Raw genomic sequence first — 18478 nt, 5'->3', positions numbered from 1 at the left:
GGTTGGGGGCATACCTTGAGGTATGCCCCCCTTAGAACAGAAACACCCAATAATAATTTAGTTTCGCATTTGACAATCATTATCATTCTGAATAGCTTGTCGCACGTCGTAGGAAGCGACCCACCCCTGGGCGCCTCCTTTCCCCTCTGTGACAAGGTGATTTCCATGGCGGAACAACTATCCACAAGTAAGTGCGATTCACCATTACTGCAGGCCTTCGTCGACAACCGCAGCATCCTGGTCAAGATTGCTGCCCGCATCACTGGCTGCCGCTCCCGCGCCGAGGATGTGGTGCAAGACGCCTTCTTCCGGCTCGGCGCTGCCCCGCAGATCACTTCGTCGTTCAAGGCGCAACTAAGCTACCTGTTCCAGATCGTGCGCAACCTTGCGATCGACCACTACCGCAAGCAGACGATGGAGCTGAAGTACTCCGGCAGCGAGGAGGAAGGCCTGAATGTGGTTATCCAGAACGCCTCGCCCGAAGCCACCCATATCAACCTCGCCGCACTGGACGACATCGCCGAAGCGCTGAACGAGCTGCCGCAACGTACCCGCTATGCGTTCGAGATGTACCGCCTGCATGGGGTACCGCAAAAGGACATTGCCAAGGAACTGGGGGTGTCGCCGACCTTGGTCAACTTCATGATCCGCGATGCACTGGTGCATTGCCGCAAGACCGCCAACCGGCAGGTCTGAGTCATTCTTCGAGAACATTGGCGAGGCCGTCGGGCGGGAATCAAGGCCTGCGCGTGCTGACTGTGATGCGGTAGGGCTCGAAAATCCGCGCCAGTTCACCGCTGTCACGCAGGCCACGCAGCAGTGCAGCGAACGTCTGCTCGCCGATAGGCGCCCCCGGGCGCAGCAAGGCGTAGTGGTGATAGACCTGGTCAATGCGTTGCGAAGGCACCAGCTGCGCCTTGCTCGCCGGGTTGCGTGCCAGGAAATCGCTGAGGTAGGAACGCGTGACCAGGGCGATATCGGCGCGGCCGGCCTGCACCATCAGCAGGTTGCTGTCGTGGGAATAGGTCAGGGTCGCGTTGTATGTCTTGCGCAGGTAATCGGGGTCAGCGTTGAAGCTGGCGAACGCGTAGTGGTAGCCGTTGAACAAGGCCAGGCGTTTGCCGCGCAGGTTGTCGAAGTAACGCGGATCACTGCCGTTTTCCTTGCGGGCGACGAACACTTCGGCATCCTCCAGGCCCATGTCCACGGTCTGATGGGCAATCTGCTCCCAGCCCCATTGTGGGTTCTCGAAAATGGCCATGTCGGTGCGGCCCTGCTGGAAGTCACCGAAGCGCCGCTGGATAGACGTAGGTACCAGAACGAAGTGATAGTGCTGCTGCGCCCGGTTGAGTGCATCGACCAACTGCGGCAGCAAACCGGTATCGGCACCTTGCTCAGGGCGCACTGTGTAAGGCGGGAAATGGGCTGCGCCAATCTTCACTTCAACCGCCTCGCCAGCCCATACCGGTGCCGCCAACCAGAACACGGCCAGCAGCATCAGGGTGGACAAGGCCTTGAGGCCGGGCGCTGGAGTCAAGACGGACACTCATCACGGTTTATGCCTGTATGCGCTTAAGCTAGGCGTTTTCCAGGGGCGGCACAACTACTGGCGTCTGCTCTTTGTGCCAAAGCAGGCGGCAAAATGCCATAGGATGCCGTATGCCCGTACATTGGCTACGCTCTAGCAGGATCTGCATGGGAGCCTGGTATGGGCCATTGGTTGGTGATCGACCTGGAAGCCACCACCGACGATGGTGGGTGGCCGGTCACAGAGATGGAAATCATTGAAATCGGCGCAAGCCTGGTGACCCGCGAAGGCCGCGAGGTCGACCATTTCCAGCGTTTTGTAAAGCCACGGCGGCGGCCGCAGCTGACCCCGTTCTGCCGTGAGCTGACCCACATCAGCCAGGCCGACGTGGACAACGCCGCGCCGTTTCGCGAGGTGTGGGCAAGCTTCGAGCGCTGGCTGGGGCACCACCGCGGGCAGCTTCAGGCCTGGGTCAGCTGGGGCGACTACGACCGCCAGCAATTGCACCAGGAGTGGCAGCAGCACGGCCTCGACAGTCTGCTGCGCACACTGCCGCATATCAACCTCAAGCAACGCTTTGCCAAGGCCCGCCACCTGCAACGCCCCACCGGCCTGAACGGCGCCCTGCAACTGGCCGGCATGCACTTTTGCGGGCAACAGCACAGGGCCCTGGAAGATGCGCGCAACACGGCGCGGCTATTACCGTTGACCCTGCCCGCCCACAGCCCCTGAAAGCAGATGACGAGGCCTGTGGCCTTGGGCATACTGGCCAGCCCTTTTTCAGCACCTCTTTTCAGGAGTCGCCCATGTTCCAGGTCAACGAGTACTTCAACGGCACCGTCAAGTCGATCGCATTCTCGGGCGAAGAAGGCCCGGCCACTGTCGGCGTCATGGCTCCGGGCGAATACGAATTCGGCACTGCCAAGCGTGAGATCATGCATGTGGTATCGGGCGCGCTGACCGTGAAACTGCCGGGTAGCGACAACTGGGAAACCTTCAACGCCGGTGACAAGTTCAACGTGCCGGCTGATAGCAAGTTCCAGCTGCAGGTGAAGGTGGATACCGCTTACCTGTGCGAATACCGCGACTAAGCGCCTGCCTGTTCCGGCCTCTTCGCGGGTAAACCCGCTCCTACAGGGTGCTGAGCCGACCTTCGATGGTGTGCGGTCCTTGTAGGTGCGGGTTTACCCGCGAAGAATCCAGCACTAATCCTTCAGGAAATCAGCAACACGTTCAGCCGCCGCCTGCAAATGCTGCTCATGGCTGAACCCCGAAGCCTTCAACGGCTTCAGATCATGGTCCCCCGCCACTAGCCAGCTCACCTCGATCGCCGGCGACAACGCATACCCCGCCACCGCCTCGCGGTTACCCAGCGCATCCCGCTCGCCCTGCACGATCAACGTCGGTGTTTTCAACTCGGCCAGGTGCTCTACCCGTGGCTTCTCGGGTTTACCCACCGCGTAGAACGGATAGCCCAGGCACACCAGCGCATCCGCGCCCAATTCGTCGGCCAGCAGGCTCGCCATGCGCCCGCCCATGGACTTGCCACCCACGGCCAGCTTGCCCGCGACCAAAGGTCGCACTTGCCGGTACACCTCGCGCCAGCATTCAAGCAACACCTTCTGCGGGTTCGGCGGCCGCTTGCCACCGGTAACCCTGCGCTCGGCCATGTACGGGAACTCGAAGCGCACTACCGCTACCCCAAGAGCCGCAAGCCTTTGCGCCATTTCGTCCATGAACCCGCTGTCCATCGGCGCACCCGCGCCATGAGCCAGGATCAGGCCCCCCTTGTAGCCCTCTTTACCTTCAAACCGCGGAGGATCGCAGCGCAAGCCTGGGACATTTGCGACCTTCGCCCATTGATCCCCGTCAATACCGGCACTTTGCCCATTAATCATGCTTGCCTCGCTGTAAAGCCTGCCAAATAACCGTGGATGGGAACCCATACATGAACACAACCAGCAGTACCGCCTATAACTACAAGGTGGTCCGCCAATTCGCCATCATGACGGTGGTGTGGGGAATCGTCGGGATGGGGCTCGGCGTCTTCATCGCCGCCCAGCTCGCCTGGCCGTCCCTCAACTTCGACCTCCCCTGGACCAGCTTCGGCCGCCTGCGCCCGCTGCATACCAATGCGGTGATCTTCGCGTTCGGCGGCTGCGCACTGTTCGCCACCTCCTATTATTCGGTGCAACGCACCTGCCAGACCACCCTGTTCGCACCGGGCCTGGCCGCGTTCACGTTCTGGGGCTGGCAACTGGTTATCCTGCTGGCGGCCATCAGCCTGCCGCTGGGCTACACCAGCTCCAAGGAATACGCCGAACTGGAATGGCCGATCGACATTCTGATCACCATCGTCTGGGTGGGCTACGCCATCGTGTTCTTTGGCACGCTGATGAAGCGCAACACCAAACACATCTACGTCGGCAACTGGTTCTTCGGCGCCTTCATCCTGACCGTGGCGCTGCTGCACATCGTCAACAACCTGGAGCTGCCGGTCAGCCTGACCAAATCCTATTCGGTCTACGCAGGCGCCACCGATGCCATGGTGCAGTGGTGGTACGGCCATAACGCGGTGGGCTTCTTCCTGACCGCAGGCTTCCTGGGGATGATGTACTACTACGTGCCCAAGCAGGCCGAACGGCCGGTGTATTCGTATCGCTTGTCGATCGTGCACTTCTGGGCGCTGATCACCCTGTACATCTGGGCCGGCCCGCACCACCTGCACTACACCGCCCTGCCCGATTGGGCGCAGTCGCTGGGCATGGTGATGTCGCTGATCCTGCTGGCGCCAAGCTGGGGCGGCATGATCAACGGCATGATGACCCTGTCGGGCGCCTGGCACAAACTGCGCAGCGACCCAATCCTGCGCTTCCTGGTGGTGTCGCTGGCGTTCTACGGCATGTCCACCTTCGAAGGGCCAATGATGGCCATCAAGACGGTCAACGCCCTGTCCCACTACACCGACTGGACCATCGGCCACGTCCACGCCGGCGCCCTCGGCTGGGTAGCGATGATCTCGATCGGCGCGCTGTACCACACCATTCCCAAAGTGTTCGGCAAAGAACGCATGTACAGCCTCGGCCTGATCAATGCGCACTTCTGGCTGGCCACCATTGGTACCGTGCTGTACATCGCCTCGATGTGGGTCAACGGCATCGCCCAGGGCCTGATGTGGCGCGCGGTCAACAGCGACGGCACGCTCACCTACTCGTTCGTGGAAACCTTGGTGGCCAGCCACCCAGGCTTCGTCGTGCGCTTCGTCGGCGGCGCGATCTTCCTCAGCGGCATGTTCCTGATGGCCTGGAACACCTGGCGCACCGTGCGTTCGCCAGCGCTTGACGTCGCCCCTGCGAACGCCCAGTTGGCTTGAGGAGAAACGCCTGATGAAACATGAAGTCATCGAGAAAAACGTCGGCCTGATGGCCCTGCTGATGGTATTTGCCGTCAGCATCGGCGGCCTGACCCAGATCGTCCCGCTGTTCTTCCAGGACGTCACCAACAAACCGGTCGAAGGCATGAAGCCCTATACCGCGCTGCAACTGGAAGGCCGCGATGTCTACATCCGCGAAGGTTGCGTGGGCTGCCACTCGCAGATGATCCGCCCGTTCCGTGCCGAAACTGAGCGGTACGGCCACTACTCGGTGGCCGGTGAAAGCGTGTGGGACCACCCGTTCCTGTGGGGCTCCAAGCGCACCGGGCCGGACCTGGCCCGGGTCGGTGGCCGCTACTCGGACGACTGGCACCGTGCGCACCTGTACAACCCGCGCAACGTGGTACCGGAGTCGAAGATGCCGTCCTACCCGTGGCTGGTTGCCCAGCAGGTCGACAACAGCCACACCGACGTCAAGATGCGCACCCTGCGCACCCTGGGCGTGCCGTACACCGACGACGACATTGCCGGCGCCCGTGAAGCGGTCAAAGGCAAGACCGAGATGGACGCACTGGTCGCCTACCTGCAGGTGCTCGGCACCGCGATCAAGAACAAGAGGTGAGTGCGATGGAAATGGACATCGGCATGATCCGCGGTGTGGGCACCCTGGTGGTGATGATTGCCTTTATCGGCCTCACCCTGTGGGTCTTCAACCGCCGCCGCGACCGTGATTTCGCCGAAGCGCGCCTGCTGCCCTTCGTCGACGACCGCCTGCCCCCTGCCGGGCAGGAGCCTGCTGCAAAAAGGAGTAACGGGCAATGACCACCTTCTGGAGTACGTACATCAGCGTACTGACCATCGGTAGCCTGATTGGCCTGACCTGGCTACTGCTCGCCACGCGCAAGGGCCAGAGCAACAACACCACCGACGAGACCATGGGCCACAGCTTCGACGGCATCGAGGAGTACGACAACCCGCTGCCCAAGTGGTGGTTCTGGCTGTTCGTGGGCACCTTGGCGTTCTCGGTCGGCTACCTGATCCTCTACCCGGGCCTGGGCAACTGGAAAGGCATCCTGCCGGGCTATGAAAATGGCTGGACTGGCGCCAACGAATGGCAGAAGGAAATGGACAAGGCCGATGCCAGGTTCGGTCCGATCTTCGCCAAATACGCCGCCATGCCCGTAGAAGAAGTGGCGAAGGACCCGCAGGCGCTGAAAATGGGCAGCCGCCTGTTCGCCTCCAACTGCTCGGTGTGCCACGGTTCCGACGCCAAGGGCGCCTTCGGCTTCCCCAACCTCACCGACAATGACTGGCGCTGGGGCGGCGATCCGGAAACCATCAAGACCACCATCATGAGCGGTCGCCATGGCGTGATGCCGGCCTGGGCCGAAGTGATCGGTGACCAGGGCGTGGCCGACGTGGCTGCGTTCGTGGTCAGCAAACTCGATGGCCGCACACTGCCTGAGGGGGCGAAGGCCAATGTGGAGAACGGGCAGAAGATCTTCGCAGCCAACTGCGTGGCCTGCCACGGGCCGGAAGGTAAAGGTACGCCTGCCATGGGTGCACCGAACCTGACCCACCCGCAGGCGTTCATCTATGGCTCGAGCTTTGCCCAGCTGCAGCAGACCATTCGTTATGGTCGCCAGGGGCAAATGCCGGCGCAGGCCGAGATCCAAGGGAATGACAAGGTGCACCTGCTGGCGGCTTACGTGTATAGCCTGTCGCAGGGTGGTTCGGCTGAGACCGTGACGGCCAAGTGAGTTCGCCGAAAGGGATTTGCCAAGTGAGTCCGCCGAAAGGCATTTGCCGCCTGTGAGATCGAGCGCCGCCCGCGCGGCGCTTCGCGGGTAAACCCGCTCCTACGTTTGTTTCGGGCCAGTCCCTCCTGCACCAGTCGCGCGCGACCGCCTTGTTTGTACGACGCGATATCGAGACATGCGCCAAGGCGGTCGCGCGCAAATCCCACAGGAATAATTGGCCCGAAACAAACGTAGGAGCGGGTTTGCCCGCGAAGCGCCGCGCGGGCGGCGCTCGATCTCACAGGCGCTGAAACTCTCCCGGCGAACACCTACCGGGCGCTGAAACTCTCCCGGCGAACACCTACCAGGCGCTGAAACTCTCGCGGCGAACACCTACCAGGCGCTGAAACTCTCCCGCCAAACACCTACCCGCCAAAGCGCGAATTCCACCCCTTGCCCTATACACACCGCGACACATTGTCGGCTTGACTTTGCCTATATCCACCCAATTGCTGTAAAGTTGACGCCAAGGTCAGCTTTTATCAAGCCAGGCCAAGAATCAAAAGAAAGGGCAGGCCCCAACTGCCCAGAGGATCAAGCATGTCCAACCGTGATATTTCCCGGCGCGCCTTCCTGCAAGGCGGCCTGATCGCTGGTGTCGGCGTGACCATGGCGCCACTTGGCAGCCAGGCCTTCGCCGCGTTGATGGAGGAGCGCGTTACCACTTCGCCGCAGAAGTGGATGAACCACGACGGCAAGGCGCGTTTCCGTAACGATGCCTTGTCCAAGGTCTGCGGCGACAAAGTGTTCGCCCGCGACATCCGCGCCAAGGACATGCCCGGGTGGCCCGCGCAGCAGGGCCATGCGCTGCTGCTCAAGGCCACCACGGTTGATCGTATCTATGCCGGGCATGACCTCAGCCTGCTCGGCACCGACCTGCAGCCGGACCGCATCGTCACCGCCGCCGACCTCGAACAGGACGGCATTGCCTGGCCCGAGGCCCATTCGCCCGACCCGCTGCTGCCGCCCGGCAAGGTGCCGATGTTCATCGGCCACCCGGTGGCGATCCTGATCTGGCACGACTTCGAGCGCTTCCGCCAGGCCAAGCGCAAGCTGCAGTTCAATCAGCAGGCGATCCGTTACGGTGCCCAGGCGCCGCTGTACCAGCGCGACCCTTATGGCAGCTTCCGCTTCGTGCGGGTGGGCGGCGCCACGCCGTTCGACGACGATGAGTTCTCCAGCCTGAAGAACTCAATGCTGTTCCCCACCATTCTCAACCGCAAGCCGGTGTGGTCGAAGCAGCCCAACCAGCACGGCGACCTGACCGAGCAGGGGTTGTTCTACGCCAAGCGCATGGCCGAGCAGCTGGACAACCCGCCCGAGGACTGGCTGGTGTTCGACGAGCGCTACAAGACGCCGTCCATCGAACCTGCCGCGCTGGAGCCGGACAACGGTAACGGCTGGTATGACCCGGCCACGGGCACGCTGCACTTCGTGGTCGCCACTCAGTGCCCGTTCGAAGTGGCGCAGGAATGCGTGCACATGATCAAGCCGTCGCGCTTTGCCCTGAACACGCTGAACATGCACCCGGGCTATACCGTGGGCTATGGCTCAAAAGACAACAACATCTTCGTCTTCTATGCCGCGGTGGCTGCGCTTTACGGCGCCGGCGTGCCGATCCGCCTGGCCAACGACCGCTACGAGCAGTTCCAGAGCGGTATCAAGCGCCATGCCTTCGATATCCGCTACCAGCTGGCGGTGGACAAGAAGGACAACAGCTTCAAGATCTTCCGCGCCGACATGAGCTGCGACGGCGGCGGGCGCATCAACTACAGCCCGTCGGTGGCAGCCGTGGGCGCCACGGCAGCGCAGTCGATCTACTACATGCCACAGAACGACCTGTCGGTGACCGCCTACTATTCCCGTGGCGTCGAGGCCGGCTCCATGCGCGGTTACGGCACCCTGCAGAGCATGGCGGCCACCGAGATGATGGTGGATGAGATCGCCGGCCGCCTGGGCGTCGATGCCATCGACCTGCGCCGCGCCAACGCGCTGAAGTCGGGCATGAAGAACACCCAGGGTGCGGTCCCGGCCGGCGCCCTGCGCCTGTACGAAATCCTCGACAAGGCCGCTGTGCACGAGTGGTGGCGCAACCGCGATGCGCGCAAGCAACAGATGGACGCCAAGGACCCGGACCACTGGTACGGCGTCGGCTTCGCCATCTGCCAGAAGGACTTCGGCACAGGTTCCGAGGCGCCGATGGCCAGTGTCGAGTTCAGCGCCGATGGCCGCATCAGCCTGCGCCATATCGGCACCGAGCTGGGCACTGGCATGTCCACTTCCCAAGCACTGGTGATCAGCGACTTCCTTGGCCGTTCGGCCGACGAGGTGAAGACCGCGGTCACCGAATGGCCGGAGCTGCAGCTGACCACCAGCGGCAACCCCTACCTGATCAGTCAGCCCGAACAGGACGCCGCGCTGCGCAACCCGCGCTGGGTCGGCAAGCTGGCGTCGCCATCGTCGGCGACCAACTCGGCGTTCTACTTCAGCCATGCCACCCGCGAAGCGGCGCGTGTGCTGTTCAATCATGGGTTGTGGCCGGCGGCCATGGCGATCTGGAGCCAGGGCCCGCACGGCGGCCAGGCCAACCCGTTGGTGGTGCGCCGTGAAAATGCGGTGTGGGTCAACGGTGAGCTGACCGGCAACGGCCTGGCGCCGATTCCGTTTGCCCAGCTGGCGCAGAAGGCCCACGACATGGGGCTGGTTACCGGCGTGAGCGTGCACGGCTTCAACCGCTGGAGCTGGGCCGAGGCCGACTTTGTCATTGATGGCGTGCGCGAGCGCTTCCCGCTCGATGCCATGGCGGTGAAATACGGCGATGGTGCGGTGAATGCCAAGAAGGCGCAGATGGGCAGCCATGGCTATCACCTGCTCGACCGGCAGAATGCGGCCTACCCCGACACCCAGCTGAACAACGCCATGGTCACCTACTACAGCCCGGTGGCGACCATCGTCGAGGTCAAGGTCAACAAAGGCACCTTGGACACGCAGGTGCTCAACCACCACAGTTGGGTCGAGTGTGGCCGGGTGCTGGTGCCGGAACTGGTCAAGGGCCAGCTCGAAGGCGGTATCGCCATGGGCATTGGCCATGCACTGACCGAAGAAATGCCGTTGTACGAGGGTGGGCCCGGGGAGGGCGACTGGAACTTCAACCGCTACCGCCTGCCGCATGCGCGCGATGTGGCGGTGTGGCAGCCGACCAGCGAAAACCTCCCGCCGCTGTCACCGACCGACCCCTCCAAGGGCATCGCCGAAGTGGTGATGATCCCGGTCGTCGGTGCCATCGGCAATGCCGTCGCGCATGCCATCGGCAAGCGCGTGCGCGATCTCCCCATCACCCCAGCCCGTATCAAGGAGGCCCTCAATGGCTAACCGTCCACTGCAACTGACGCTCAACGGTCAACCGGTCGGGCCGGTCGAGGTCCCCGCGGACCTGGCGATGATCGACTACCTGCACGAACACCAGAACCTCACCGGCTCGCGCCTGGGTTGCGGCCAGGGCATCTGCCACGCCTGCGTGGTGATCGTCGACAACCCCGACGGCACCAGCGAAGAAGTGCGCACCTGCATCACCGGTGCGCATTACTTCGAAGGCAAGAAGGTTCGCACCATCGAAGGCCATGCCAAAAAAGACGAGGCCGGCAACCTGACGCTCAACCCGATCCAGCAGAAGTTCGTCGACCTGTTCGCCTTCCAGTGCAGCTACTGCGCACCAGGCTTCGTCAACGCCGCTACCGTGCTGGTGGAAACGGCCCAGCGCCAGCCGTTGAAGAAGAGCGAAGTGGAAGACCGCATCGAGGCCAGCCTCGGTCACCACATCTGCCGCTGCACAGGCTACGTGCGTTACTACGATGCCACCCGCAAGGTGCTCAACGATCTCGGCCTGGTCAAGGAGGGTTGAACATGGGCTTCGTACGTAGCGCCTCGGCATTGGCCCTCGGGCTGGCGGTCAGTTCGTTTGCCTTGGCGGCCGACGATGCGCAGGTCAAGCGCGGTGAATACCTGGCCCGCGCGGCCGACTGCATGGCCTGCCATACTGCCGAAGGCGGCGCGCCGTATGCGGGCGGGCTGCCGATCCATTCGCCGTTCGGCACCATTTATGGCAGCAATATCACCCCGGACAAACAGTACGGCATCGGTAACTACAGCGCCGACGAGTTCTTCGCCGCAGTCACCGAGGGCAAGCGCAAGGACGGCGCCAACCTTTATCCTGCGATGCCTTACACCTCGTACCACCTGATCAAGCGTGAAGACTCGGACGCGATCCTCGCCTACCTGATGACCATACCGCCGATCAACCGCCCGGCACCGCAGACCGCGTTGCGCTTCCCGTTCAATGTCCGCATGGGGCTCAGCGGCTGGAACATGCTGTATGGCAAGAGCGTGCAACTGCAGCCGACCGAGGGCAAAAGCCCGGCCTGGCAGCGCGGCCAGTACATGGTCGAGGTCATGGGCCATTGTGGTGAATGCCATACCCCGCGCAACCCGATCGGTGCGCTGCAGCAGGACCAACGCCTGAGCGGCGGCCTGCTGGGTGGCTACCTGGCGCCAAGCCTGCTGGCCCAGGACCTGGCCGAGCGCGGCTGGACCCAGCCGGACCTGACCACCTTCCTCAAGCACGGCATCAGCGCCCAAGGCAGCATGTTCAACGAGATGTTCCCGGTGGTGCACCACAGCACCCAGCACCTTGAAGATGCAGACCTTGCGGCCATGGCCACCTACCTGCTGGGTGACCAGCCGCCGCCGGCCAAGGCTATCGAGGCCGTTGCCCTGGAGCAGATGAGCGACAGTGCCAAGCGGGGCCACCAGCAGTACCTGAACGTCTGCGCCGGCTGCCATGGGGTCGACGGCGAGGGCCAGCCGCACATCGCCGTGGCCATGCGCGGCAACACTGTGCTGCGCCAGGCCGACTCGCGCAATCTGGTCAAGGTGGTCCTCGAGGGCATCCGTGAACAGCAGTTCACCGGCTTCGAGCGCATGCAGCCGATGCCGGGCTTTGCCGACAAGCTTGATGACCAACAGGTGACGGATATGGTCAACTACCTGCGCCAGGCCTGGGGTGGATTGCCCGGCGACCTGAACGTACAGCAGCTCGCCGAGCTGAAGGCGGAGTAAAGCGTGCAGCATCTCGATCTCCAGGTGGTCCGTCAGGCTTTGCAGTGGTCCTGCAACGGCCAGCGGGTATGGTTGTGCACGGTGCTCGCCACCTACGGCTCGGCGCCGCGTGCGCCGGGTTCGCTGCTGGCGGTCAACGCCAGCGGCCAGTGGCTGGGCTCGCTGTCCGGTGGCTGTGTCGAAGACGACTTTCTCGAACGCGTGGCCCTCGGGGAATTCCCTGAGCCGGTTGCCATCGTGCGTTATGGCGACGGCAGGGACCCGCGTTCGCGCGTTCGCCTGCCGTGTGGCGGTGTGCTTGAAGTACTGGTGGAGAACCTGCCGGTTGAATGCGAGGTGCAGGCGCATCTGCGTGAGTTGGAACGTGCGCTGCTGGGCCAGCGCCGGGTACTGCGTGAGGTGAGCCTGCCAACGGGTACCCGCCAGCTGCTCGATGACCATAGTCAGGGGCCACGGGTCGAACGGGAAAATGCCCGGGTGCGCTTGCGTGTCGGTGCCGCCCAGCGGCTGCTGCTGGCCGGCTATTCCAGCGTGGCGCATTTTTGCGCTGAATTCGGCAGGGGGCTGGGTTTTGAGGTCATCCTTTGCGAGCCGCGTGACGAAGTACTCGACGGCGTAGTGCTGAATGGCATAGAGGTGCGCCGCGAGCTGCCGTCGGAATTCATCGCCAATGGCGGTTGCCATGCCGATACGGCAGTGGTGGCATTGACCCATGATCCAAAAATCGATGACCTGGCCATGCTTGAAGCCGTGCGGACCGAAGCGTTCTACATCGGCGTGATGGGCTCCAAGGCCACCTCCGACAAGCGTCGCGAACGCTTGCAGCGAATTGGTGGCCTGGGTTGCGACGAGCTGGCGCGCATCCATGCGCCGATTGGCCTGAACCTGGGCAGCAAGACCCCGGCCGAGATCGCCCTGGCGGTACTGGCCGATATTCTTCGTGCGCGCAATGGCATCGAGCGGGCGGCGCTGTGAGCGTGGTTGCGTTGGTATTGGCGGCAGGCAGCAGTGTGCGTTTCGGCGCTGACAAGCGCCGTTCGCTGCTGGCTGACGGTCGAAGCTTGCTGGTACACAGCGTAGAGAGCGCCTGCGCAGTGTTCGATGATGTGCGGGTGGTGTTGCGTGAAGGGGAGCGAGGCGTGGACCTGGGGTTGCCTGCGCGGTGCAGGGTGGTCTCCAGTCCGGATTTCACATTGGGCATGGGCCATAGCCTGGCGGCCGGTGCCGCTTCGCTGGCTGACAGCGAGGCGCAGGCAGTAGCGATTCTGTTGGGTGATATGCCCTGGGTGGCGTCCGCGACCCTGGATTTGCTTGCACGCGAGGCCAGTGGGTCAACGATAGTCCTGCCTTGTCATGCTGGACGACAGGGCCATCCGGTGTTGTTCGGGCGCGATTTTTGGCCGGCGCTTGCCCGGCTGAAGGGTGATGAAGGGGCGCGTTCGGTGGTCAAGGCCAACCCAGCGGTTTGCGTCAGGCTAGAGGTGCAGGATGCCGGTGTGTTGCAGGATGTCGATAGGCCGGATGCGGTGCGCCCTTGAATGCGTTCGTCAAAGGCTATTCATCTTCTTCGCCAGTGAGTTCATAGGGTTCGAGTTCGCTCAGTTGGGAAAGCAGCACCAGATGCTCCACTGCCTTCAGCTTTTCAAGACGCTCAAGGCTGTCTGGGCCTCCCAGCATCAAGGCGGGGACAAAGCCATACATTTCGTCTGAGCCCAGGGTGCCGAGCCGTTCCCTGGCAGGTTCGAACAGGTCGTCGAAGTAGACGCACTCGGTCATCAGCCACATGAGCAAACCGTGGATCTTGTTGTCCCGTTCTTCGTCGCCTGAGCTGTGAGCGCCATCGAGGTAACGGGAATGGTAGGCCGCGATGGTCAGCACCGAACCAGTTTTCTCACCCCATAGGTACAGGTCGCCAAAAGCGCTGCGGGCGATGAGGTGATAAGTGTCGCATGCTTCGAAGTGCGTACCTGCCAACCAAGAGGCCACTACACCCTGGTATTCCTGAGGATTTACAAGCCAGAACAAGCCGCCGCCGTAGCCGCACCAGCCGTGGTCTTGCCAGTATTCAAGGAGGCGATTGGGGAGTTTGCCTTGGTAATGATCGACAGCGGCAGGTGGTACGGGTTGCTGGCCGATGGGGTCGCCGAAGGTTTCCAGGAAAATGCTGAAGATGACATCCATTCGTTTAGGTCCTTTTGTGTGCTCAGAAGTCAGAGAAGCTGTAGGGTTCGAGTTCGGTGATTTGAGACAGCAAAATTAAATGCTCTATTGCTTTAAGTTTTTCCAGGTTTTTGAGGTCGGGGCGCCCTCCCAGCATCAATGCAGGAACAAATGCATATATCTCATCTTCTTTCAAGATGCCCAGCTTTTTCTTCGCGGGCTCAAAAAGGCTTTCAAAGTCGTTGTGTTCTTTTTTTCTTGATAGAAAGAAGCTTTGGACCTCTCTGGTTGCTTCCGTTTCAGTGAGTGTGCAGTTTTCACCTGTGTAACGGGACAGAAGACTTGTGATTTTTACTGAAAAGCCACTGTTCTCTCCCCAAAGATACAGGTCGCCGAAAGCGCTTCTGGCAATCAAGTGGTAAGTGTCCCGGTTTTCAAGGGGGGTGCCCTCGGTCCAGGATGAGACAACGCCCTCATACTCCTGTGGATTAACCAGCCAGAATATACCTTCGCCAAAACCACACCATCCATGCTCTTTCCAGTATGCAAGTAACAACGCTGGAAGTTTTCCGTTATAGCGATCAATGCTGGAGGGGGGCACCTCTCGACGCGAAAAAGGCGCGCCTATATTGTCAAGGAATATGGAGAATACCTCATCCATTTGCGATGCCTCTTATCGTTAGCACTTATGAAGTCTTACATTCATGTAAGTCGAGTGGGTGCCGAATTTCGGCGATTTTTCCGCAGCCTCTTTTATGCTGGCTAGTCTGTTTCGCCATTGAGCACCAATGCTGGAGTTGACTTGCCTGTCGCCAAAGTCTGAGATCATGTCTCTGCCACCCGCGCTTAAGTCGGGATTGTGTAGCGCGGCCAAGGTGGCCATCGTCTCTTTCGCCTTTATGGTCGACAGTCTAGTTGCTTCTGCTGGGCTCATTTCGGCGAGCAGCTCCTTGTTGATTCTTTTTTCCAACCGGTCTTGTAGATCCCTGCGTGCAGCGCGTGCGACCGCAGGGTCACGCTTTACAGGATTGGCAACATTCTCCAAAAACTCCTCAACCGTCAGCCGATTCAACCCATCCTGTTGCCCCTTCAACTGCCGCTCAAACTCGCCATGCTTCGACGCTGGCAATTTATCCGCCTTGAAACACGCCACCGTATGCAACGGCATGCTACCGGGCTTCCCTGTGGGGTGCTCCTTGTCTTTTCCCGCCTGCCGATTCGGCTGAACTGGCTGCGGATCATCCATCATCCCTTTGCGCCGCTCCGGCACTTGCAGATCCGGCCGTTTCTTCAACCCCTCTTCATGCTTGAGCATCCATTGCCCCAGCCGCGCGCCTTTGCGGCTGGCCGCCATCTCCTGGGCCAGCACTCGGGCATCGCCGCGTCCGCGGGTGAGGTATGACACGATCGCCCCCAACAACAGCACCACGACTTCCACATGGCCTTGGGCAATCTGATGCGTGGCCCGAGATATCGCATAGGGGGCGTCCCGGCAGAACGGGCCGGTGCCTTCATTGCCGCAGGTGCCTTCCCAGGCGAAGCGGATGCCATCGACGTAGTACTCGCCGATCCGCGGCAAGCCGTCGATGAATAACTCGGCGATGGAGGCCAGCCCCAGCGCTCCGAGGATCCAGCCGCTGACCTTGAGGCCTATGGCCGCGCCCGCGCCGGCAAACGGAATGGTTCCGGCGCCGCCAGTGAATGCGCCAACCCCCGCTCCGAGCAGGCCGCCGGTAACGGTGCTGCCGATGACGATCATCGCCATCTGCTGCACGACCCTCAGCAGTTCGTCGATGATGCTGTTGATGTCGAGGTCGGCGAAGCGCTGCCGTAGCATGTTCGCCGCCTGCCATTCGGCGTGGTAGAAGGCTGTGCGGACAGCTTCGATCCGGCGCAGGTTGAGGCCCAGCGAGGCGACCTCTTCATTGAGGCCGGTGCGGAACTGGCCACCGCTTGGGTAGCCCACCATGGCGATGACACGTGACTCGATCTCGTGCCAGGAGGGCACGAGGTAATCCAGGTACATGAGGTGTCTCCCTGACAGCGCGTGCAGGGGGAAATCCCATCATGGATTCGGATCAGAGGTTTCTGAGTCGGTTGTAGGAAAGGGAGACTTCGTTTCTGTTGTGTTCGAGAAGCTCGGGAATTGGGGTTGAGGCTGCGAGGGGCAGGGTGGCGACCCGCGCGGCGCTCGATCTCCCCCCAACCCTCCCCAAAAGGTCCATAATCCCCCCTTAATCCGCCCAAGGTGCAATACCAGCCACACCACTCCGGGAGCCCCACCATGCACGTTCTGCTCTGCGAGGACGACGACCTGATCGCCGCCGGCATCTGCGCCGGCCTCACCGCTCAGGGCTTGACCGTGGACCGGGTTGGCAACGCCGCCGCTGCGCGGGCGATGCTGCAGGCCGCGCAGTTCGACGTGATGATCCTCGACCTCGGCCTGCCCGACGAAGATGGCCTCAAGCTGCTGCGCCGCCTGCGCGAAAAAGGCGAGACCCTGCCGGTACTGGTGCTCACCGCCCGCGATGCCGTCACCGATCGTGTCGATGGCCTGCAGGCCGGTGCCGACGATTACCTGCTCAAGCCCTTCGATCTGCGCGAGCTGGCCGCACGCCTGCATACCTTGCTGCGGCGGGTGGCCGGGCGGGCGGTGAACGTGATCGAGCACGGCCCGCTGCGCTATGACCCGAGTAGCTGCGAGGCGACCTTGGCCGGCCAGCATGTCGACCTGTCCCGCCGTGAGCAGGCCCTGCTCCAGGCGCTGCTGCAGAACCCCGGGCGCGTGCTGTCCAGCGAGCAACTGAAGGACTGCGTATACGGTTTCAGCGACGAGGTCGAGAGCAACGCCCTGAATGTGCACATCCACCACCTGCGTCGCAAGCTGGGTAACGGCATTGTCGAGACCGTGCGTGGTCTGGGCTACCGGCTGGGCCCGGCGCAGGCACCGCAAGAGGCCGCATCATGAGCCTTCGGGTACGCCTGAGCCTGATCCTCGGCAGCGCCTTCGTGATCATCTGGGCGCTGGCCGCGGCGTGGATGCTGCGTGACCTGCGTCAGCAGATGATGTTTTCCCTCGACCAGCGCCTGGTGGCGTCGGCGCGTATGGTCGCCGGGTTGATCGACCAGTTGCCGCAGCCGCTGACTGCCAAGGGCGGGGAGGCGCATTTTTCCGCCGACCAGTTCAGCGTACCGGACGGCATGGCCTGCCAGGTCAGCTCGCTGCGTGGCGAGATCCTCGCCAGCAACCACAAGCACGATGGCGCCATGGACGACGAGCGTAGCGGGTTCCGTGACCAGACCATCGACGATGCGCTTTGGCGCACCTTTACCTACAACCACGGCGATGTGCGCATCACCACGGCCGACCGGCACATGGAGCGCGAGGCGCTGAACCAGTCGATTCTGCTGGCGGCATCGGCGCCGGTATTGATGGCCCTGCTTGGCAGCCTGGGGCTGTTGTGGATCGGCCTTGGCAAGGGCCTGGAGCCGCTCAACCGCATGCGTGATGCCTTGCGCCGCAGGCGTGCGGACAGTGTCGAGCCGCTGCAGGTGGCGGGCATGCCCAGCGAGTTGCAGCCGTTGCTGGAGACCCAGAACCAGCTGTTCCTGCGCATTGCTCAGACCCTCGAGCGTGAGCGGCGCCTGACCGACGATGCCGCGCATGAACTGCGCAGCCCGTTGACCGCGATCAAGACCCACCTGCAGGTGGCGCGCATGACCGACGGTGCAGTGCGCGAGCAGGCGCTGGAACATGCCGAGCAGGGCACCGACCGCATGCACCGCACGCTTGAGCAGTTGCTGATGCTGGCGCGGGTGGAAGGCAGCCTGTCGTTCGAGGATGGCGTGCAGTGCAGCGCCGAGCAGGTGGCGCGGCAGGCGATGCAGGATGCGGGCGGCGGCGACAACCGGCGTATCGTGCTGCGTCTGCCTGAGGAGGCTACGCAAATCTACCTGGGCATGCCGGCACCGTTGGCGGTGGCAGCACTGCGCAACCTGCTGGACAACGCCTTGCGTCATGGCGGTGATGAAGCTGTAGAGCTGGACGTGCAGATGGCAGACGGCCAAGTGGGCTTCATGGTGCGTGACCATGGGCCAGGGATTGCCGAAGCGGACCTGGAGCACCTGACCGAGCGCTTCTGGCGTAATGGGCAGAGTGGTGGTTGCGGATTGGGGCTGGCGATAGTGCAGGCAATCGTGCAGCGGTGTGCCGGTAGCCTGCGCTTTGACAGCCGTAGTGACGGCTTGCGGGTCTTGTTGCGGGTACCGGCGCGTCCGGTGCATTGATGTTTATTGCCTGTGCTGGCCTCTTCGCGGGTGAACCCGCTCCTACGGGCGGTGCGGTCTGTGGGGCGGGTTTGTCTGTGCTGGCCTCTTCGCGGGTGAACCCGCTCCTACGGGCGGTGCGGTCTGTGGGGCGGGTTTGTCTGTGCTGGCCTCTTCGCGGGTGAACCCGCTCCCACAGGGCGGGCGGGCTGTGGGCTTTGTTCTTAACACATTCTA

Annotated in this window: 19 protein-coding genes; 14 read left to right on the top strand and 5 right to left on the bottom strand. The window is 62.4% G+C overall.

The genetic code is table 11. The features are described from left to right. Positions 1-165 precede the first annotated feature (165 nt). Positions 166-696, top strand: a complete 531-nt coding sequence (locus ACK59Z_RS24700; protein WP_003254275.1) for an RNA polymerase factor sigma-70 — start codon at positions 166-168, stop codon at positions 694-696. Between the two features lie 40 nt (positions 697-736). On the opposite strand, the gene ACK59Z_RS24695 is transcribed toward ACK59Z_RS24700, so the two are convergent. Then, a complete protein-coding gene (locus tag ACK59Z_RS24695) occupies positions 737-1537 on the bottom strand; it encodes an ABC transporter substrate-binding protein (protein WP_012051698.1) in 801 nt (266 codons plus the stop codon). Positions 1538-1708: 171 nt separating this feature from the next. On the opposite strand from ACK59Z_RS24695, the gene ACK59Z_RS24690 reads away from it, so the two are divergent. Continuing rightward, positions 1709-2260, top strand: coding sequence for an exonuclease domain-containing protein (locus tag ACK59Z_RS24690; protein WP_003254277.1), 552 nt, complete (start codon positions 1709-1711; stop codon positions 2258-2260). A gap of 74 nt (positions 2261-2334) precedes the next feature. Beyond that, positions 2335-2619: a pyrimidine/purine nucleoside phosphorylase gene (locus ACK59Z_RS24685; RefSeq protein WP_003254278.1), complete on the top strand. Its 285-nt coding sequence runs from the start codon at positions 2335-2337 to the stop codon at positions 2617-2619. A 114-nt stretch (positions 2620-2733) separates the two neighbouring features. Here ACK59Z_RS24685 and ACK59Z_RS24680 read toward each other — a convergent pair whose 3' ends face one another. Next, positions 2734-3426, bottom strand: a complete 693-nt coding sequence (locus ACK59Z_RS24680) for an alpha/beta family hydrolase (protein ID WP_108191813.1) — start codon at positions 3424-3426, stop codon at positions 2734-2736. Between the two features lie 50 nt (positions 3427-3476). Between ACK59Z_RS24680 and ccoN the strand changes: the two genes are divergently transcribed. From ccoN to ACK59Z_RS24635, 9 genes are all read left to right on the top strand, one after another. Then, a complete protein-coding gene (ccoN, locus tag ACK59Z_RS24675) occupies positions 3477-4901 on the top strand; it encodes a cytochrome-c oxidase, cbb3-type subunit I (RefSeq protein WP_003254280.1) in 1425 nt (474 codons plus the stop codon). Positions 4902-4914: 13 nt separating this feature from the next. Further along, entirely contained in the window at positions 4915-5523 is a 609-nt protein-coding gene (gene ccoO / locus ACK59Z_RS24670; RefSeq protein WP_003254281.1) for a cytochrome-c oxidase, cbb3-type subunit II, read from the top strand. 5 nt (positions 5524-5528) lie between these two features. After that, complete coding sequence (locus tag ACK59Z_RS24665; RefSeq protein WP_003254282.1) at positions 5529-5723, top strand: cbb3-type cytochrome c oxidase subunit 3; 195 nt, start codon at positions 5529-5531, stop codon at positions 5721-5723. After that, complete coding sequence (ccoP, locus tag ACK59Z_RS24660; RefSeq protein WP_003254283.1) at positions 5720-6661, top strand: cytochrome-c oxidase, cbb3-type subunit III; 942 nt, start codon at positions 5720-5722, stop codon at positions 6659-6661. The genes ACK59Z_RS24665 and ccoP overlap by 4 nt, the downstream gene beginning before the upstream one ends. Positions 6662-7240: 579 nt before the next feature. Continuing rightward, a complete protein-coding gene (locus tag ACK59Z_RS24655; RefSeq protein ID WP_409293873.1) occupies positions 7241-10072 on the top strand; it encodes a xanthine dehydrogenase family protein molybdopterin-binding subunit in 2832 nt (943 codons plus the stop codon). Continuing rightward, positions 10065-10601, top strand: a complete 537-nt coding sequence (locus ACK59Z_RS24650) for a (2Fe-2S)-binding protein (RefSeq protein WP_003254265.1) — start codon at positions 10065-10067, stop codon at positions 10599-10601. The genes ACK59Z_RS24655 and ACK59Z_RS24650 overlap by 8 nt, the downstream gene beginning before the upstream one ends. A gap of 2 nt (positions 10602-10603) precedes the next feature. Beyond that, positions 10604-11815 carry a cytochrome c gene (locus tag ACK59Z_RS24645; protein ID WP_409293871.1) on the top strand — a complete coding sequence of 404 codons (1212 nt, stop codon included), beginning with the start codon at positions 10604-10606 and terminating at the stop codon, positions 11813-11815. Positions 11816-11818: 3 nt separating this feature from the next. Beyond that, a complete protein-coding gene (locus tag ACK59Z_RS24640; protein ID WP_108191780.1) occupies positions 11819-12790 on the top strand; it encodes an XdhC family protein in 972 nt (323 codons plus the stop codon). Next, on the top strand, positions 12787-13353 hold the full coding sequence (locus tag ACK59Z_RS24635) for a nucleotidyltransferase family protein (protein ID WP_004576177.1): 567 nt from the start codon (positions 12787-12789) through the stop codon (positions 13351-13353). The genes ACK59Z_RS24640 and ACK59Z_RS24635 overlap by 4 nt, the downstream gene beginning before the upstream one ends. Before the next feature lie 16 nt (positions 13354-13369). Here ACK59Z_RS24635 and ACK59Z_RS24630 read toward each other — a convergent pair whose 3' ends face one another. From ACK59Z_RS24630 to ACK59Z_RS24620, 3 genes are read right to left on the bottom strand one after another with little or no spacing between them, the layout of a single operon-like run. Then, a complete protein-coding gene (locus ACK59Z_RS24630; RefSeq protein WP_010954984.1) occupies positions 13370-13996 on the bottom strand; it encodes a GAD-like domain-containing protein in 627 nt (208 codons plus the stop codon). A gap of 22 nt (positions 13997-14018) precedes the next feature. After that, complete coding sequence (locus ACK59Z_RS24625) at positions 14019-14636, bottom strand: GAD-like domain-containing protein (RefSeq protein WP_108191781.1); 618 nt, start codon at positions 14634-14636, stop codon at positions 14019-14021. 18 nt (positions 14637-14654) lie between these two features. Next, positions 14655-16001 (bottom strand): DUF6861 domain-containing protein, encoded by a 1347-nt coding sequence (locus ACK59Z_RS24620; RefSeq protein ID WP_409293868.1) that lies wholly within the window; start codon positions 15999-16001, stop codon positions 14655-14657. Between the two features lie 258 nt (positions 16002-16259). Here ACK59Z_RS24620 and ACK59Z_RS24615 point away from each other — a divergent pair, with 258 nt between their 5' ends. Together ACK59Z_RS24615 and ACK59Z_RS24610 are read left to right on the top strand one after the other, a co-directional pair. Continuing rightward, complete coding sequence (locus ACK59Z_RS24615; protein WP_004576176.1) at positions 16260-16943, top strand: response regulator transcription factor; 684 nt, start codon at positions 16260-16262, stop codon at positions 16941-16943. After that, positions 16940-18262, top strand: a complete 1323-nt coding sequence (locus tag ACK59Z_RS24610) for an ATP-binding protein (RefSeq protein ID WP_003254253.1) — start codon at positions 16940-16942, stop codon at positions 18260-18262. The genes ACK59Z_RS24615 and ACK59Z_RS24610 overlap by 4 nt, the downstream gene beginning before the upstream one ends. The last annotated feature ends 216 nt before the right edge of the window (positions 18263-18478 follow it).

The sequence above is a fragment of the Pseudomonas sp. KCJK9058 genome, from assembly GCF_046230975.1.
GTDB classification, from domain to species: domain Bacteria; phylum Pseudomonadota; class Gammaproteobacteria; order Pseudomonadales; family Pseudomonadaceae; genus Aquipseudomonas; species Aquipseudomonas alloputida.
The sequence above is the reverse complement of the archived record's forward strand: the minus strand, read 5'-3'. Positions and strand labels throughout refer to the sequence as shown.

Excerpts from the sequence above, each read along its gene's own strand:
- ACK59Z_RS24690 (WP_003254277.1), top strand. The coding sequence starts at position 1,709 with ATGGGCCATTGGTTGGTGATCGACCTGGAAGCCACCACCGACGATGGT.
- ccoO (WP_003254281.1), top strand. The coding sequence starts at position 4,915 with ATGAAACATGAAGTCATCGAGAAAAACGTCGGCCTGATGGCCCTGCTG.
- ccoN (WP_003254280.1), top strand. The coding sequence starts at position 3,477 with ATGAACACAACCAGCAGTACCGCCTATAACTACAAGGTGGTCCGCCAA.
- ACK59Z_RS24610 (WP_003254253.1), top strand. The coding sequence starts at position 16,940 with ATGAGCCTTCGGGTACGCCTGAGCCTGATCCTCGGCAGCGCCTTCGTG.
- ccoP (WP_003254283.1), top strand. The coding sequence starts at position 5,720 with ATGACCACCTTCTGGAGTACGTACATCAGCGTACTGACCATCGGTAGC.
- ACK59Z_RS24685 (WP_003254278.1), top strand. The coding sequence starts at position 2,335 with ATGTTCCAGGTCAACGAGTACTTCAACGGCACCGTCAAGTCGATCGCA.
- ACK59Z_RS24620 (WP_409293868.1), bottom strand. The coding sequence starts at position 16,001 with ATGTACCTGGATTACCTCGTGCCCTCCTGGCACGAGATCGAGTCACGT.
- ACK59Z_RS24625 (WP_108191781.1), bottom strand. The coding sequence starts at position 14,636 with ATGGATGAGGTATTCTCCATATTCCTTGACAATATAGGCGCGCCTTTT.
- ACK59Z_RS24650 (WP_003254265.1), top strand. The coding sequence starts at position 10,065 with ATGGCTAACCGTCCACTGCAACTGACGCTCAACGGTCAACCGGTCGGG.
- ACK59Z_RS24665 (WP_003254282.1), top strand. The coding sequence starts at position 5,529 with ATGGAAATGGACATCGGCATGATCCGCGGTGTGGGCACCCTGGTGGTG.
- ACK59Z_RS24645 (WP_409293871.1), top strand. The coding sequence starts at position 10,604 with ATGGGCTTCGTACGTAGCGCCTCGGCATTGGCCCTCGGGCTGGCGGTC.
- ACK59Z_RS24680 (WP_108191813.1), bottom strand. The coding sequence starts at position 3,426 with ATGATTAATGGGCAAAGTGCCGGTATTGACGGGGATCAATGGGCGAAG.
- ACK59Z_RS24700 (WP_003254275.1), top strand. The coding sequence starts at position 166 with ATGGCGGAACAACTATCCACAAGTAAGTGCGATTCACCATTACTGCAG.
- ACK59Z_RS24615 (WP_004576176.1), top strand. The coding sequence starts at position 16,260 with ATGCACGTTCTGCTCTGCGAGGACGACGACCTGATCGCCGCCGGCATC.
- ACK59Z_RS24630 (WP_010954984.1), bottom strand. The coding sequence starts at position 13,996 with ATGGATGTCATCTTCAGCATTTTCCTGGAAACCTTCGGCGACCCCATC.
- ACK59Z_RS24655 (WP_409293873.1), top strand. The coding sequence starts at position 7,241 with ATGTCCAACCGTGATATTTCCCGGCGCGCCTTCCTGCAAGGCGGCCTG.